The sequence below is a fragment of the uncultured Amphritea sp. genome, from assembly GCF_937127095.1.
Lineage (GTDB): Bacteria > Pseudomonadota > Gammaproteobacteria > Pseudomonadales > Balneatricaceae > Amphritea.
This window is the reverse complement of record NZ_CAKZLP010000054.1, coordinates 68,773-84,639: the sequence shown is the minus strand read 5'-3', so window position 1 is coordinate 84,639 and position 15,867 is coordinate 68,773. Positions and strand designations below refer to the sequence as shown.

Below are 15,867 nucleotides of genomic sequence, written 5' to 3'. Positions count from 1 at the left end.
CGTATATAGGGGGTGTTAGCCAAGAGGCTAGCACACTCTGTTTTTTTCCTTACATTCGGCTAATGGTTCGGCTGATCGAAGCCTATGGCCTCTGACGCCGGCTGGTATAGACCGAATGGTTTGCCCTGCCCAGCGAGGGCATCTATCTGCCGTTTGAAATGTACGAGCTGCTTGTTAACCGCAGCCTGTTAAGTATCGCTGTGCTGGCGGTCAATCTGGCGACTGTCTGGTATATGTACTCGCTGCTCGTGAGGGAAAAACAGGTCTAATATTCAACCGGGCAATAATATTTACCCGCTACTGAACAGATTAACCGGTGGTTGCAGCTGCCCAGGGTAGGACTGATCTCTTGCTATCAGCTTCGCTTAAATTCAGCGTTCAATTACTCTGGAATAACTAAAGCGATCATGTAACAGGCGCTGATCGCGGAAGAAGATGTTTATCCAGATCGTCAGCTTGAATGCGATCATCGCCAGCATAAACATGGAAGAGCGCAGTATTGTGTGCAGGATATTGAGTCGCTTCCCCTGCTTACTAACCACTTTCATGCCAAACAGAATTTTGCCCGGAGTGCCCTGTAAAGAAGACGACTCCATCACCGGAGCCAATAGCAGATAGAACAAAACACCAACGATGAAGTCGAGTATTAGACCGTCGCTGTCTGTACTGAGTATTGGCATATCCATTTTTCTCAATAGAACAGCAATGAATCCCAGCAGCAGCCAATCGAGAAAAGCGGCGAGCAATCGCAAAAAATAATTACAGGGAACCATCTCTCCTACATGCACTTCGGGCGATGTCCACTTGAAAAACGGTTCTTTGATTACAGCGATTGCCTGCATCACGGTCTCAACCGCTTCATGACCAAACTCATCTTCCAGTAGATCTCTGCGATCACTCCACTGGAACAGGCTATCCAGAAAGATAAAAACGGTGTGGTTAAGCACCGGCTTGGGTGTCTTGCTAAGGTGGTCAGCAAGACAGCCAAAGGTATAGTTTGATAGTTCCGATTTGAACTGGATATCCAGTAATGCCTCCCGGTCATTGAGGAACGCCCACGCCCCGGTCTCGTTGAGCGTGTTATCGCTGGCTATTATCGTATCAACGCTTTCCGTGATGTCGCGCCATTGTTGTTTTAAAAAGGCCTGCTCTGCGTCCAGGTCAATCCTGGCAATATCTTCCAGCTCTTGTTGATACGCTTGAGCGTCTCGATAGTCCTGGCGGGAATACTCTGATGGCTCTTCAAAGTCGTCTAAAACAAACTCAAAATACTCTTCACTCCGGGGTTGTTCATCGGTAGTAATACTCTCGTCAATCTTCTGAGTCTCAACCTCTTGAGTTTCAATCTCTGGTGGCTCTTCAACTCGGTGAGGTACGGCTTGTTTATCTGCTGAGGCATTATTTCTGGCCGATTGGCATGCCTGTTTATAGGCCGCATGCAGGCGCTTAAAGCCTTCCGGATCTTCATCCGGTTTCGTGATCTTTAGTTTGGCCGCATAGGCGCGTTTGATAACCTTCAGATCGGTTGTGTTATCGATACCCAGTATCTGCCAGTCACTCATGAGAATAGGTTATCTTCTTCCAGACCATCGAGAACTTCACAGAACTGTGCAGTTACCTTTTTAATTTCAACAGGGTTCTGTTTTTCCAGCACCTGCTCAAAATGGGACAGCAGATTACTGATGTAATCGCGTTTGTCGCCCAGCGAACATTCATACAGACGCTCTGCCCGTGCAATTAGGACACGGTTTTCTGCCTGATCCCGCGGATGAAACTTTAATTTAGCGAGTTTCTCTCTGGATTTTTCGATCTCTTTATCTGTTAAGCCGCTGGCTGAATTGATAATGGTCCTGTGCTGGGTCAGGCCGGTTGAATTGACCGTTACATCAACGTCCAGTAAGCCATTCATATCGTAGCTGTAGCGTACGTTAAGAGATTCTTCTCCGGCTTTAGCTGGCGGAATTCTGACCTCAAGCTCGCCGAGATTAACGTTGTTTTTAACCAGACGGCTTTCACCCTGATAGACGTTGATCGAGACTATTTTCTGGTTGTCGCACACCGTATAAAGCGTGCGTTCAACGCTAACCGGTACGATTGAGTTGCGCTCAATAATTGGCATAAACAGGCCTCCCTGTTTATCATTTTTATCACCCTCATTGTGTATTTCTACACCCAGTGTATAAGGGCATACATCGGTCAGGACCACATCATCCAGATCAGCGTGCTTCTGCTTCAGACCGGCCTGAATACCAGCGCCCATCGCGACCACCAGATCAGGGTCGATATTTCCTGCAGGCATTCGCCGGAACATGCGGGTAATCAGCGAACGGAAGGCAAACATTCGGGTTGCTCCGCCGACCAGTACGACTTCGTCAATCTCAGCAGGGTTGACCCCAGCATCTCGTAAAGTACGCTCTATGGGGAGTTGTACACGGTGAAGCAGAGGATGAACGATGCGATCAAACTCTTCACGGCTGAGGCTAAAAGGCTGTTGCTGTGATTTCACTGCCTGCTCGATGACAATTTCGCGCTCAGAACTTAGTTTTCGTTTGGCGCCTTCCAGTACTTCATACACACGTTGCAGTTCGTTGGCCGTCAGCGAACGTTTAGCCAATCCGTTTTTTTCAAAGTAATAATTAACCAGCATCTCCAGGAAATCTTCCCCCCCAAGGTGGTTATCACCAGAAGACGCATGTACCTCGATCACACCATCAAAGTACTCAACCAGTGAAACATCGAAGGTTCCTCCGCCCAGGTCGAGGATAAGAAACTGTACGCCATCGCGCTTATCATGCAGGCCATAAACCATCGCCGCTGCGGTGGGTTCATTGATCAGTCGGTCTACATTTAATCCCGCCAGCTCACCGGCGAGTTTGGTTGCCTTGCGCTGAACGTCGTTGAAATAAGCCGGAACGCTGATCACTGCCTGGGTAATCGTCTCGCCAAGATAGGCTTCTGCATCTTCTTTCAAACTGCGTAATATCAACGAGGAGAGTTCTGCCGCTGTAAAACTGCGTTTACCCAGATTGATCGAGTAATCTGTACCCATGTAGCGTTTGAATACAGCGACTGTATTTCCGGGATGGCTGATCAGGCGGTGCCTGGCCGACATGCCGACCAGAATCTCTCCTTGCTGGTCTATACCAACGACAGAGGGGGTCAGAAACGCATTTAATTGGTTGGGGATAAGCGTCGTTTTTCCATCTTTCCATACTGCACAAGCGCTGTTGGTTGTGCCCAAATCGATCCCAAGGATTGTCATTGTTCCATCTTCTTTAGTTTTTAACGCTCTGTATTTTATCTAATTTCAGCAGAATGTCTGTATAAATTCCTCAGTTGGGGATTTGCATCAGAGCGTCGCTGAATGCTTAGCAGTCCATGGCCGTCGGTTCCGCAGTAAAGTTCATCGCAGTTGCAATTGTGCCGGGTCCGGCAAGACTGACCCTCAACAACCTGACTAAAAAGCCAGTTAATCCGCAATAGATGGTCTGGATCAACATAAAGAGGTTCGTACTCAACTATAGTGGGCACAAAAAATAAGAAAGTCTCCGGTGAGTTGTTCTTCCCGGAAGGATCTGTTGATTTTCATATTTTTATTGAGGTTAAGATTATGACTACACAAGCGTTTTTTGTACCTAATGTATCGCTGATGGGGCCAGGTTGTTTTAACAGTTTGCCGGAACGCGTAACGATGCTCGGTGGTAGCAAGCCACTGGTGGTTGCAGATAAAGGGATGACCTCCCTGGGATATACCGCTCGTCTGACTGAGTTGCTGGGCAGTCAGGCAATTGAGAGTGTTGTTTATGACGATACGGTGCCTAACCCAACCGATAACAACGTTGCTGAGGGCCTTGCCGTATATCGTGAGCATGGCTGCGATATGCTGATCTCTCTGGGCGGAGGCAGCGCCCATGACTGCTGTAAAGGTATTGGTCTGGTGGCGTCCAGTGGTGGTTCAATCCACGATTACGAAGGCGTGGATCAGGCAAAAGCGCCGCTGCCGCCCTATATCGCGGTCAACACCACTGCGGGCACCGCCAGCGAGATGACCCGGTTTACCATCATTACCAATACCTCCAATCACGTCAAAATGGCGATTGTTGACTGGCGTGTAACCCCGGATGTTGCGATCAATGACCCGGAGCTGATGGTGGATATGCCGCCCGCTCTGACGGCTGCAACCGGCATGGACGCACTGACTCACGCGGTTGAAGCCTATGTCTCTACGGCAGCTACGCCGATTACCGATGCCTGTGCACTGCAGGCTATCCGGTTGATCGGACAATACCTGCGTAAAGCGGTTGCCCGGGGTGATAACATGGAAGCACGTGATAAGATGGCTTATGCGGAATACCTGGCCGGTATGGCGTTTAATAATGCCAGCCTGGGTTATGTGCATGCGATGGCGCACCAGCTTGGCGGCTTCTATAACTTGCCGCACGGGGTGTGTAATGCTTTGCTGCTGCCCCATGTCTGCCGGGTTAACATGATCGCCGCTACCGAACGCTTTGCCGATATTGCTGATGCCCTGGGCGAAGTGACCGACGGGCTGTCAGAGCGTGATGCTGCGCTGCTGGCTATCGATGCCATTGAAACACTGGGACAGGATGTGGGTATTCCGCGGACACTGTCTGAACTCGGTGTTAAAGATGATGACATTGAAACAATGGTGGCTAATGCGCAGAAAGATGTGTGTCGTCTGACCAACCCCCGCACCCTGAAAGATGCGGAAGTTGCCGCGATCTATCGTGCTGCTCTCTGATGAGTCTGAGTCTCTGATCAACTCGTGGATCAGCTGACAAAATAAGCACCGGAGCTATACTCTCCGGTGCTTTTCTTCGCAAATCTTTACACAACATTACATCGACAGGGCTTCTTCCTGCAGCACCATACCCGATAAAATAGAGGTGTGGGTTAAGCCGTTACTCCTTGTTGGAGATCTGTTATTCAGGACCTTCCGACAATCCGTCGGCCTGCTCACCGAATATCCCTGGTGAAGATGGTGGTGCACATCTGCCAAACTACAAGAGATGGATTTTTTGTCCGCATTCCTAAAGGATACGCAAAATGAAACCGATTAAAATCTTCTTTGCCCTGTTATTACTGGTACTGACCGCCTTGTGGCTGTTTGCTGATACCTTGATGCCGGAGCCTTTCAGTTACTTCGCGTTTCGCGGCGTATTCATCCAGTACAGTGGTGTGATTGCTATCGGGGTGATGAGCGTCGCGATGCTGCTGGCGCTTCGCCTTAAATGGCTGGAGCGCTATCTGGACGGTTTGGATAAAAGTTACCGGCTGCACAAGTGGTTAGGTATTACGGCACTGGTTACCTCTGTGGTTCACTGGTGGATGGCACAGGGCAGTAAATGGATGGTTGGCTGGGGCTGGCTGGATAAGCCTGTTCGTGGTCCCAGATCAACGGAAACTCTCGGGTTTATAGAGGATCTGTTTCGCAGTCAGCGAGGCTTTGCTGAATCGGTGGGAGAGTGGGCGTTTTATGCAGCTGTCGCACTGATGGTGTTGGCTTTGATTAAACGTTTCCCCTATCACCTGTTTGTTAAGACCCATCAACTGATCTCTATCGCGTATCTGGTGTTGGCGTATCATTCTGTGGTGCTGATCAAATTTGATTATTGGCTGCAGCCGGTCGGCATACTCTTGGCTGCACTGCTGACAGGTGGCTCGGTAGCCGCACTGTTGGCACTGACCGGACGTATTGGTAACGGTCGAAAGGTTAAAGGAACCATCGGTAGTCTCAGCCACTATGATGGTCTTCGTGTGCTGGAGAGTGAGGTGGTGCTGGAAAAAGGCTGGCAGGGACATGCTGCCGGACAGTTCGCTTTTGTGACCTCAAACCGAAAGGAAGGGGCGCATCCGTACACCATCGCCTCGGCCTGGAACCCTGCGGATCCGCGCATTGTGTTTATTACCAAAGCGCTGGGTGATCATACCGGGCGTTTACGCGAACAGCTGACAGCCGGTATGCCGGTCACCGTCGAGGGGCCTTATGGCTGTTTCGACTTTGATGATGCGCCGCCACGGCAGATCTGGATCGGGGCAGGCATCGGCATTACCCCCTTTATCGCGCGGATGAAAGAGCTGGCGAAGACCCCTGGCGATAAACCGATCGACCTGTTTCATCCAACCGCTGATTATGATCAGCGCGCGATTGATAAGCTCACAGCAGATGCAGCGGCGGCGGGTGTCACACTGCATCTGTTGGTGAGTAGCAAAGATGGTCGGCTTGACTGCGAAAGAATTTTCGCAGCCATACCTGAGTGGCGTGCGGCAAGTGTCTGGTTTTGCGGTCCCGCAGGGTTTGGACAGTCATTGCGTAAAGCGTTTATGGCGAAAGGGCTCGCAGCCCGACATTTCCATCAGGAACTGTTTCAGATGCGCTAACACGGCTGACCTGTTCCCCTGTCCGGCGGGCGGGGGAAACTTATCGCCGGATCGTCTCTTGAGTGGTATCAGCAAAGTGGCAGATTTACCGTATTATATAAAGTCGCAAGGTTTACTATCGGCAGTCTCTTGATTATCCTGCAATCGCCTTTATTCACCTCAGGCTAAGTGATCTTATTTGCGCCAGCATGATTATTTGTACGAGGAACCCGTGAATGCATCTGTTTTTTTCACGAACCCGGCCTAAGATTACAGATACTGTGAATGACCGTTTAATACGCCTGCTACTCAGAGAGATACTACCCGATGACAAACGACGACAAGAGCGTCCATGCTCATGATGAAGATTTTCTATCCCCCGGAGATCGCCGTGATCCTGATTATAAGGACCGCGCAGAGCCTGGCGGATCGCCGGTAACCGGTCTGCGACTTATCGGACTGCTGGGTGGGCCGGTTGCCGCCGCGCTGATCCTCATGATCTCTGCTCCTGCGGGTATGCCGCCTGAGGCCTGGCGTCTGGTGGCGATGGCAACCTGGATGGTTATCTGGTGGCTGACCGAGGCGGTGCCTATTCCTGCCACGGCACTGTTGCCGATTGTGCTGATGCCATTGTTTGAAATTGATAAGATCAAGCCAGTGGCGGCTAATTATGGTCATCCGTTAATCTTTCTCTTCCTCGGTGGTTTCCTGTTGGCAGCGGCGATGCAGCATGTGGGCTTACACCGTCGTATCGCGCTGCAGATTGTCAGTCGGGTGGGTACCTCACCTTCAAGGATCATTCTCGGCTTTATGCTGGCGACGGCTTTTCTGTCCATGTGGATCTCTAACACCGCCACCACCATCATGATGTTTGCGGTGGGTCTGTCGGTGATCGATTTTGTTGCTAAGCAGACAGAAGATAAGCGTATGGTGCGTAATTTCGGCGTTGCCCTGATGCTGTCAATAGCTTATAGCGCTTCGATTGGCGGTGTGGGTACACTGATCGGTACGCCGCCCAATGCGTTGCTGGCGAGCTTTCTACAGAGCAACTACAACATCGAAATATCCTTCTTTGACTGGATGTTGCTGGGGGTGCCGGTGGTCGTTATTATGTTGCCGATCACCTGGTTATTGCTGACCCGTTTTCTATTCCCCTCGCATCAGATCGCTATTAAAGACCCGGGTGTTGTAGTACAGCGTGAACTCGCTGCACTAGGAATCATGTCTCGTGGCGAAAAACTGGTGGCACTCGTTTTCCTGAGTGCTGCACTGGGCTGGATTTTCCGCAAGTTTATCGTCGACCTGACCGGTTTACCCCTGGATGACACTATGATCGCACTGCTGGCTGCGCTGGTATTGTTTGCAGTACCGATTTCCCGCACCAAAGGGGAGTTTGCACTGGACTGGGAAGCTGCGCGTAACGTGCCCTGGGGCGTATTGTTGTTGTTCGGCGGTGGTTTGGCGCTGGCAGGTGGCTTTAAAGGCACCGGTCTGGCTGAGTGGATCGGCAATTCCGTTGCCGGGGTAGATGTCAGTACTCTGGTGCTGATACTACTGGTGACAGTTGCCATCGTCTATCTCACCGAGATTACCTCTAACACCGCTTCAACCGCCACCTTCTTGCCGATACTGGCTGCGGTCGCTGTTGGCCTTGGACTAGATCCGGTGTTGCTCTGTGTACCGGTGGCGCTGGGGGCTTCGATGGCCTTTATGATGCCGGTTGCTACACCGCCCAATGCGATTGTGTTTTCCTATGAGTTGATGGAGCTGCGGGATATGGTTCGCGCAGGTTTTCTGTTGAACATCGTTGCTATCGCGGTTGCCTTTGGTTTGTTTACCCTGCTCGCAAACCTGGTGTTCGGTGTGAGCTTCTAAACCTCTCTCCGGGTCGGTGCACTGTGCCGGTCCGGAATATCCCCTGTTTTTCCTCGCTGCGCCCTCCTTAGACATTTTTGAACAAATGTTTAATTTCCATCTACACTCAATAAAGCCGTATCCGATAAACACCGCAGAGTTATTGCTCTGTTTAGTAATGTTTGCGGGTTTTTTCATTTTTGTGACTTATTAGGAACGCTTTAAAAATGAGGTGAACTGAGGAGGTTGGTAATGGATGAGATATCAGCGGGAGCCGTTCAGTTAAAACCTGAATATATTGTTGGTCTTTCAATTCTGGCCACCGTTGGCTTAGTCGCCATGTGGGGATTATTCTGGCACTCGGTTGCCAAATCTCAGTCGAATGTAATGGATATACTTAAGAGCCCATCCTTTTTTAAGACGGTCACCGTCATGGGGGTTATCGCTGCAACCGTGGTATTGAGCTTAGCCGGACGGCTTGAAGGCAATATTACCGGTGCGATTCTGAGTGGTATAGCGGGCTACGTTCTCGGTCAGCTATCGGGCAAGCATGAGAGTGATAAGTAGGGCAGCCCTATATAAACCGGGATGTATATTGATGCTGCAGTGAAAGCGTTCAGATAACCGATCTCTTTTGAGTAGCAACCTTTAGTCAATTAAATAGGGGGTGTATGAACGATGAACAGATCTGAGATAGTTCGTATTCAGGAACGGATCGGTACCCTGGGGGATGGCTTTTGGGGTCCGATGAGCATTGCCGCCTGCCAGAAGCACCTTAAGAGTATGATGCCATCACCACACCCGTTTCCGGTGGAGGGAACGCCGGATTTTTTAGCGTTTTTCGGCAAACATGGTGATAAAGAGTACGGTCCACCCAGTCAGAAAATCACTCTGCCATTCACGATCTATTATGGTGATAAGCCGGTTAAGTCCCTATGGGTGCATGAGAAATGTGCGGATAGCCTGCTGCGGGTATTTAAGAGATTGGCATCAGTGTACCCCGATGAGGCCTCCCGCAGGGCTGCCGGCATACTCACCTATAATGGGCTCTATAATCCCCGTTTAAAGCGTAACAGTCTGAACTCCTGGTCGATGCATGCCTGGATGAATGCTATCGATATCAATGCCGGGCGAAATGGCAATAAAACCTCATGGCCGGTGAACGCCACGATGCCGCTTGAGGTTATGGAATGCTTTGCACAGGAGGGCTGGTTGTCTGCCGGAGCATTCTGGGGGCGTGATGCGATGCACTTTCAGGCCACGGCGCCACTCTGAGGGCTCTTTAATCAGAGTGGCGTGCCTGACTGACAATAATCCAGTAGTATTATTGATTACACTGGCGGAGCTGAACAATGGCAATGATTAAATGTGAAGAGTGCGGTCATGCTATATCGGATAAAGCAGAGGTTTGTATCAGTTGTGGTTGTCCGACAGATGCTGCAGTACAACCGTCAACGTCCCGCACCGGGGCGAGTGGTGCCTGGTCAGCCGTGACCCGATCCCGAACACCGATTAATCTGTTTGCTATCGCGATGATGTCCTGTGCATCGATTCTGGGAATGAGCGCGACCCAGATAGAAAACCCCGACTCTCTGATGGCGTTTACCTATACCCTGCATGTTTTTATGGCGGTAACCGGAATGTTTTTTGTCACCATTCTCTTCTGTCGCAAGGGCGTTTATCATCCCGATGACTTGGCGAAAGCGAAACGTGATGGTTTGAGCGATGAGCTGGGGGAAGACCGCCCCGTGGTCGCTGCGGTACTGATTGTTATCATGCTGACCGCTTACGCCGTGTATCAGGCCGTTTACGCTTGATTGGCACGCGAACGATATTGTTGAATGTTTAATCGGTTAAAGCCCCCTTTAATTGGAATCCTCCTGTTTATGTTTGAACTGAAAACCATAGCGTTGTTTATGATAACGGCGGTTGCTGAAATTGTCGGTTGTTACCTGCCTTATCTCTGGTTGAAGCAGGACAAGAGTGTCTGGTTGCTGATTCCTGCAGCTATCAGTCTCACCTTGTTTGCCTGGTTATTATCCCTGCATCCCACCGCTGCCGGGCGTGTTTATGCCGCGTACGGCGGTGTCTACATCTTTGTAGCGTTGCTCTGGCTCTGGCTGGTGGATGGCATAAAACCAACCACCTGGGATATGGTCGGGGCGGGTATCGCGCTGCTGGGTATGGCTATTATTATGTTTGCGCCTAAATCGGTTTAAAGGTTATTCGTTGCACCGGGAGTTTGCATGTTAGCTGGAGTTCACCATGTCGCCATTATCTGCTCTGACTATCAACGGTCGAAACATTTCTATGTTTCGATTTTAGGCTTAGAGGTTATTGCTGAAAATTACCGGCATGAGAGAGATTCCTATAAGCTTGATCTGAAGCTGCCCGACGGTGGCCAGATTGAGCTGTTTTCCTTTCCAGACCGTCCTGCACGGCCCAGTTATCCTGAAGCTCTGGGGCTGCGCCATCTGGCGTTTTCAGTGAACTCAATTGAAGCGGCGGTGAAACGTTTACAGGGTTATGGCATTGCTGCTGAGCCTGTGCGCATCGATGAATATACCGGCAAGCAGTATACATTTTTCAGTGATCCGGATCATTTACCTCTGGAACTTTACCAGTTGTAATAGTCTCAGGTGAAACCTTCAACCGGATCTATCTTAATCAGGGAGCTGTCTATGTTAGCGATTCGACCCAACTGCGAATGCTGTGATAAAGATCTGCCACCGGACTCAACAGAAGCCTGTATCTGCAGTTACGAGTGTACTTTTTGTCGTGATTGTGTGGAGAATCTGCTTAATAATGTGTGTCCTAATTGCGGTGGTGGTTTTAGCCCGAGGCCAATTCGTCCCGCCAAGGTGTACCGCGACGGTGTGGGGTTGCAGTACCATCCGGCATCCACGGTGCGGGTGCACACGCAGTACAGTGCTGCCGAGCTGAGTGAATTTAGTGATTCAATAAAATCGATAAAAGCTGAAAATAGATAGCGTATTACTGAAAAGGAAAAATGGGGTATGGATATCAGAGAGCATTTCATCCTGATGGCGGACTACAATATTCGGATGAATGGCCAGATATACGATGCGTGTACCGGTCTTAGTGCCGATAAGCTCAGCGCGGATCGTGGGGCATTCTTCGGCTCTCTGTTGGGAGCACTTAACCATCTAGTAGTGGGCGATCTGCTTTGGTTGGCCCGGTTTTCAGTACATTCTGACCGTTATCACTCGCTGAGTAACCTCAGTGCCTGGCCAACGCCTCAGGCGCTGGATGAGATTCTTTATGCTGATCTATCCTCTTTGGTTACTGTCCGTACAACTCTCGACAGATTGATCAGGCAGTGGTTGTCTGAAGAGGTTAGCGTAGCTGATTTTAATCGACCGTTGGTGTATGCCAACTCTAAAGGCGTGGTGAGTGAACGGAATTTTGGTGAATTGGTTTGCCATTTTTTTAATCATCAGACCCATCACCGGGGACAGATAACAACCCTGCTGAGTCAGGAAAATATTGATGTCGGAGTCACTGATTTTCTGATCGACATACCTGATCAGTTTCAACACTCTTCATAGGCGAGAACATGCACACTTATATTCATCTTACTGCGGCATTCTGGGTGTTGCTTGTTGGTCTGGTCCAGTTGTTCAGAAGTAAGGGAACGGCGTTGCATAAGGGGTTGGGATGGTCCTGGATGGCGGCGATGATCATTACATCCGTATCCTCATTCTGGATCAGCGGGTTTATCGACTGGTTTTATGGCTATGGGCCGATTCACCTGCTTTCGCTCTGGGTACTGATCTGTGTGGTTGTATCTGTCAGCGCTGCCAGACGAGGTAATATCCGCTACCACCGGTCCTTTGCCGTCGGGGCTTATCTGGGCACGGTTGGTGCGGCAATGGGGGCCGTTTTAATGCCGGGGCGTTTACTGCATGAGCTGTTTTTCGGTTAAACCTTTCAGTGTTTAAGGGACTAGTGGTTCTGTTCACTTTGGCTGCCTTTGATCGCAAAAATCGAAGCCATCAGTGCCAGACACAACAGCGCCGTTGGCAGCATATAGATACTGATAGCGATCAGCAGGGGGGTTATCTGAGCCACCAGTGAACCGATGGTCAGTTGCATGAAACCTAACATGCCGGTTGCGGTGGCCACGGCGCCGGTGGTGGATGAGACGGCGGCAGCCTGGGCGTTGGGCTGAGTGAGTCCACGGCCGAAGGTAAAGATCGCCATTGGCATAAACAGCGCGGTAAAACTGAGTGGCTGCAGGGTAAACAGTGCCAGCATCAGCAGGGCACCACCGCCAGAGATGCCACAGCCAATCAACATCATCTGTTTTGTACCAACCGTAGCGGAAATTTTTCCGGCGACCAGACTGCCAAGCCAGAACCCTCCGGCAACCATCAGAAACCAGTTACCGTAGTCAGCGGAGTTACCCTTGAGTATGGCATCGACAATAAACGGGGAACTGTTCATAAAGATAAAGAATCCCGAGGCAATCATGGTGGCCGATAGCGCGCAGTAGATATAGCTACGGGAGGAGAGCACGGTCTTATAGCGGGTAAAACTACTGAGCAGGCTGCCCGTGTCTTTTGTGTGTCCGGCGGTTTCCGGTAAACGGATCAGCGCACCGAGCCAGACGACTGTGCCCAGTGCCATAGAGACCCAGAATACCGATTGCCAGCCGACCGCGAGGTTGAGATAACCACCGATGGTGGGTGCTACCGCCTGAGCGGTCGCGATCCCCATGGTGATATAGCCCAGCATGCCGGCGGCTTTATCTTTGCCATGCTGATCAAGGATAATACTGCGGGCCAGTAGCATACCGGTACAGCCGCCAGCAGCCTGAAGTATACGGGCCAACAGGAGATGCCAGGCTTCGAAGGCCATAACACCGATGATGCAACCGAATATATGCAGCAGAAACCCCCAGAAAAACACCGGGCGGCGGCCATAACGATCGGCTAAAGGGCCGCTGATCAGTTGTCCGATCGCCAGTGTTAGCAAATAAAAGGTATACCCCAGCTGAATCGTAAAAGGGGTGGTGTTGAACTGTTCAGCCAGCACTGGCATGACCGGCGCGTATACATTCAGGGCCACCGGGCTGGCAATCGCCATGCCGGCTAACAGGGCGATCGGGGTTTTTATCTGGACAGATTGGGTATTGCTGGATGTCGGCATATTCTGTAACTGAAAATACTTAATAAGTTAACAGAATACAGGAAGGGTGATGAGACCGCCAGATTAACTGGCGGTCCCGAAGGGGGGGGGCTAATGACGGAATGCCATTGCAGATGATACTTAACGGTCGACTTCAGTGAAGCCTTGTAGCAGGGCTGCAACCATTTTGTCGACCTCCTCTGTACCGATGGTTAGCGGTGGAGAGATGATGATTTTGGTGCCAACCGGACGGGCAATAACGCCTTCACGCAGGGCGACAGCGGCGATCTGATTGGCAAAGCCACCCATCGGATCGATCGGGGTACGGGTTTTTTTGTCGCTGACCAGGTCGATAGCTACCATCAGACCTTTACCACGTACTTCGCCTACGGATGGGAAGTCGCTGAGTGCATTTTTCAGCTTGGTTTTCAGGTCTTCACCCTGAACAGCGGCATTGCCCGGCAGATCTTCATCCTGAACAATCTTCAGCGAGGCCAGTGCTGCGGCGCAGGCGACCGGGTGACCGGAGTAGGTGTAACCGTGCATCACTGCTCCGCTGAAGTTTTCACAGCTCTCGATACCTTGAGCGACACGCTCGTTAACAACGGTCGCACCCAGCGGGATATAACCAGAGTTGATACCTTTTGCGAAACACTGGATGTCGGCGGCCACGCCCCATCCACGAACACCAAACATGCTGCCGGAACGACCGAAACCGGTCACGACTTCATCGGCAATCAGCAGAACACCGTATTTATCGCAGACTTCACGAATCAGCGGCCAGTAGTTAGCCGGGGGAACGATGACGCCTCCGGCACCCTGGACAGGCTCAGCAATAAAGGCGGCAACGGTTTCAGGCCCCTGGAAGAGAATCTCAGCTTCCAGTTGTTTCGCACACAGCTGACCCAGCTCTTCAGGATCTTCACAGTTCCATGGGTTACGGTACAGCCACGGCGCATCGATATGGACACAACCTGGCAGTACCGGCTCATAGTTGGTACGGAATACGGTGTTACCATTGACTGAAGCACCGCCGAAGTGAACGCCGTGGTAGCCTTGTTTCAGCGAGATGAATTTATAGCGTTGCGCCTGGCCAATGGCTTTCCAGTACTGTCGGGAAATCTTTAGTGCGGTTTCGACCGCGTCAGAGCCACCGGAGCTGTACATGACCCGCGCCATACCTTCAGGCTTAGTCATCTCGATGATCAGATCAGACAGTTCTTTGACACGGGGATGGGTGACACCGTCAAAGATCTGGAAATATTCCAGTTCATCCAGCTGAGCTTTAATCGCGTCTTTAACTTCAGTCCGGTTATGTCCGACGTTAACGTTCCACAAACCGCCGACACCGTCAACCAGCCACTGACCTTCGCGATTCTGCACGTAGTTGCCGTCACCTTTGACAATTTCAAGAGTGCTGTGCGAACCTGGAACGCCCGGATGTACCATCGGGTTCCATAACGTTGTTGATTTTTCACTCATAACATAACTCCGGATGCTTCTTTTATTAATTCCGTAGCGATACAGGGGAGTGTGCTGAACATTGCAGCAGTGCTACGGGGTTGAGTTAAGTATGAATGGATCAGTTGAACAGGGTATCAACCAGAAGGTTGATAAAGGGGCAATTTGTGGCCGTTCAGCTCATCCCTGAACTGAAGATTCTGATCAGTGCTGGTTATACAGCTGGGAGGTTATTTCCGTTTTACTGTTAACCCCGGTTTTGCAAAAGATATGCTGCAGATGGGTTTTTACCGTTGCCAGACTGCAATCAAGACTGGCGGCGATGGTTTTGTTAGGCAGTCCCTGACTGACCAGCTCGACAACCATGCGCTCTTTAGGGGTGAGCTGAAACTGCTCGCAAAAGCTTTCAAACTGGCTATGTTTTGGCGCATCCAGGCTCTGTTCCAGAGAAAACTGCATAAACTGATGCAGTTGCCGGGCTTTACGAAGATCTTCACTGCGCATCTCCGGTTGTTGTTTTGAGGTGAACAGGGCAAATCCCGCAATCAGTTTGTTATCAACCCGTAAAAACAGCTCGACAATATCCTGTACACCCCAGGGCGAGATAAAGTCACGATAGTAGGGGTGATGATAGCGTTCCTGGCTGTTCACCAGGTCGTTCATTTTGACCACAGTGGCGTCAGTTTGATCAACAAACTGGGTCGGGTGCAGGGGATCCATCTTATAGAAGGTATCCATATACTGCCGGTGCATTGCCGGCTGCAGCTGCCATGTTTTATAGCAGATAGGTTTTCGCTGATTGTCGACCAGATAGGTGACAGCCTTGGACACATTAAGAACCCCGGTCAGGAGCGACAGGCACTCATCCTGAAAACTGTACAGACCAGCAGGGTAAATATTATTGTTTGTTTTCATTACCGGATCTCCTGATTTAAAACCAAGAGATTCAGAATACGTCAACTTGCCGCCAAAAACAAATTAATATATTAAGTTGTTTTTGGCGGGCGAATGATACCGCAT

General features: G+C 50.6%; 17 protein-coding genes. 12 read left to right on the top strand and 5 right to left on the bottom strand.

The window, feature by feature from the left end:
• Nucleotides 1-125 precede the first annotated feature (125 nt).
• Nucleotides 126-269: a DUF2127 domain-containing protein gene (locus Q0499_RS23685; RefSeq protein WP_363317797.1), complete on the top strand. Its 144-nt coding sequence runs from the start codon at nucleotides 126-128 to the stop codon at nucleotides 267-269.
• Nucleotides 270-371: 102 nt separating this feature from the next.
• On the opposite strand, the gene Q0499_RS12120 is transcribed toward Q0499_RS23685, so the two are convergent.
• Together Q0499_RS12120 and Q0499_RS12115 are read right to left on the bottom strand one after the other, a co-directional pair.
• Nucleotides 372-1,562 carry an RDD family protein gene (locus tag Q0499_RS12120; protein WP_299199711.1) on the bottom strand — a complete coding sequence of 397 codons (1,191 nt, stop codon included), beginning with the start codon at nucleotides 1,560-1,562 and terminating at the stop codon, nucleotides 372-374.
• Nucleotides 1,559-3,262: a molecular chaperone HscC gene (locus Q0499_RS12115; protein ID WP_299199708.1), complete on the bottom strand. Its 1,704-nt coding sequence runs from the start codon at nucleotides 3,260-3,262 to the stop codon at nucleotides 1,559-1,561. Before Q0499_RS12115 ends, Q0499_RS12120 begins: the two co-directional genes overlap by 4 nt.
• 348 nt (nucleotides 3,263-3,610) lie before the next feature.
• Between Q0499_RS12115 and Q0499_RS12110 the strand changes: the two genes are divergently transcribed.
• From Q0499_RS12110 to Q0499_RS12060, 11 genes are all read left to right on the top strand, one after another.
• On the top strand, nucleotides 3,611-4,762 hold the full coding sequence (locus Q0499_RS12110; protein WP_299199706.1) for an iron-containing alcohol dehydrogenase: 1,152 nt from the start codon (nucleotides 3,611-3,613) through the stop codon (nucleotides 4,760-4,762).
• Between the two features lie 305 nt (nucleotides 4,763-5,067).
• Nucleotides 5,068-6,402: a ferric reductase-like transmembrane domain-containing protein gene (locus Q0499_RS12105; RefSeq protein ID WP_299199704.1), complete on the top strand. Its 1,335-nt coding sequence runs from the start codon at nucleotides 5,068-5,070 to the stop codon at nucleotides 6,400-6,402.
• A 306-nt stretch (nucleotides 6,403-6,708) separates the two neighbouring features.
• Complete coding sequence (locus tag Q0499_RS12100; RefSeq protein WP_299199702.1) at nucleotides 6,709-8,256, top strand: DASS family sodium-coupled anion symporter; 1,548 nt, start codon at nucleotides 6,709-6,711, stop codon at nucleotides 8,254-8,256.
• A gap of 231 nt (nucleotides 8,257-8,487) precedes the next feature.
• A complete protein-coding gene (locus Q0499_RS12095) occupies nucleotides 8,488-8,802 on the top strand; it encodes a hypothetical protein (RefSeq protein ID WP_299199700.1) in 315 nt (104 codons plus the stop codon).
• 111 nt (nucleotides 8,803-8,913) lie between these two features.
• Nucleotides 8,914-9,510 carry a M15 family metallopeptidase gene (locus tag Q0499_RS12090; protein WP_299199698.1) on the top strand — a complete coding sequence of 199 codons (597 nt, stop codon included), beginning with the start codon at nucleotides 8,914-8,916 and terminating at the stop codon, nucleotides 9,508-9,510.
• Nucleotides 9,511-9,587: 77 nt separating this feature from the next.
• Nucleotides 9,588-10,052, top strand: a complete 465-nt coding sequence (locus Q0499_RS12085) for a hypothetical protein (RefSeq protein WP_299199696.1) — start codon at nucleotides 9,588-9,590, stop codon at nucleotides 10,050-10,052.
• A 69-nt stretch (nucleotides 10,053-10,121) separates the two neighbouring features.
• A complete protein-coding gene (locus tag Q0499_RS12080) occupies nucleotides 10,122-10,454 on the top strand; it encodes a YnfA family protein (protein ID WP_299199693.1) in 333 nt (110 codons plus the stop codon).
• Between the two features lie 27 nt (nucleotides 10,455-10,481).
• Entirely contained in the window at nucleotides 10,482-10,865 is a 384-nt protein-coding gene (locus tag Q0499_RS12075) for a VOC family protein (protein ID WP_299199691.1), read from the top strand.
• Nucleotides 10,866-10,916: 51 nt separating this feature from the next.
• On the top strand, nucleotides 10,917-11,225 hold the full coding sequence (locus Q0499_RS12070) for a DUF1272 domain-containing protein (protein WP_299199689.1): 309 nt from the start codon (nucleotides 10,917-10,919) through the stop codon (nucleotides 11,223-11,225).
• Nucleotides 11,226-11,252: 27 nt separating this feature from the next.
• The gene (locus Q0499_RS12065) at nucleotides 11,253-11,804 is read left to right on the top strand and encodes a DinB family protein (protein ID WP_299199688.1); all 552 of its coding nucleotides are present in this window, start codon (nucleotides 11,253-11,255) and stop codon (nucleotides 11,802-11,804) included.
• An 8-nt stretch (nucleotides 11,805-11,812) separates the two neighbouring features.
• Complete coding sequence (locus Q0499_RS12060) at nucleotides 11,813-12,181, top strand: DUF2306 domain-containing protein (RefSeq protein WP_299199687.1); 369 nt, start codon at nucleotides 11,813-11,815, stop codon at nucleotides 12,179-12,181.
• Between the two features lie 20 nt (nucleotides 12,182-12,201).
• Here the strand turns inward: Q0499_RS12060 and Q0499_RS12055 are convergent, their stop codons facing one another.
• The 3 genes from Q0499_RS12055 to Q0499_RS12045 form a co-directional block, all read right to left on the bottom strand.
• The gene (locus Q0499_RS12055) at nucleotides 12,202-13,407 is read right to left on the bottom strand and encodes a multidrug effflux MFS transporter (protein ID WP_299199686.1); all 1,206 of its coding nucleotides are present in this window, start codon (nucleotides 13,405-13,407) and stop codon (nucleotides 12,202-12,204) included.
• Between the two features lie 120 nt (nucleotides 13,408-13,527).
• Nucleotides 13,528-14,868, bottom strand: a complete 1,341-nt coding sequence (locus Q0499_RS12050; RefSeq protein WP_299199685.1) for an aspartate aminotransferase family protein — start codon at nucleotides 14,866-14,868, stop codon at nucleotides 13,528-13,530.
• Nucleotides 14,869-15,051: 183 nt separating this feature from the next.
• The gene (locus tag Q0499_RS12045) at nucleotides 15,052-15,762 is read right to left on the bottom strand and encodes a LuxR family transcriptional regulator (protein ID WP_299199682.1); all 711 of its coding nucleotides are present in this window, start codon (nucleotides 15,760-15,762) and stop codon (nucleotides 15,052-15,054) included.
• Nucleotides 15,763-15,867: the final 105 nt, after the last annotated feature.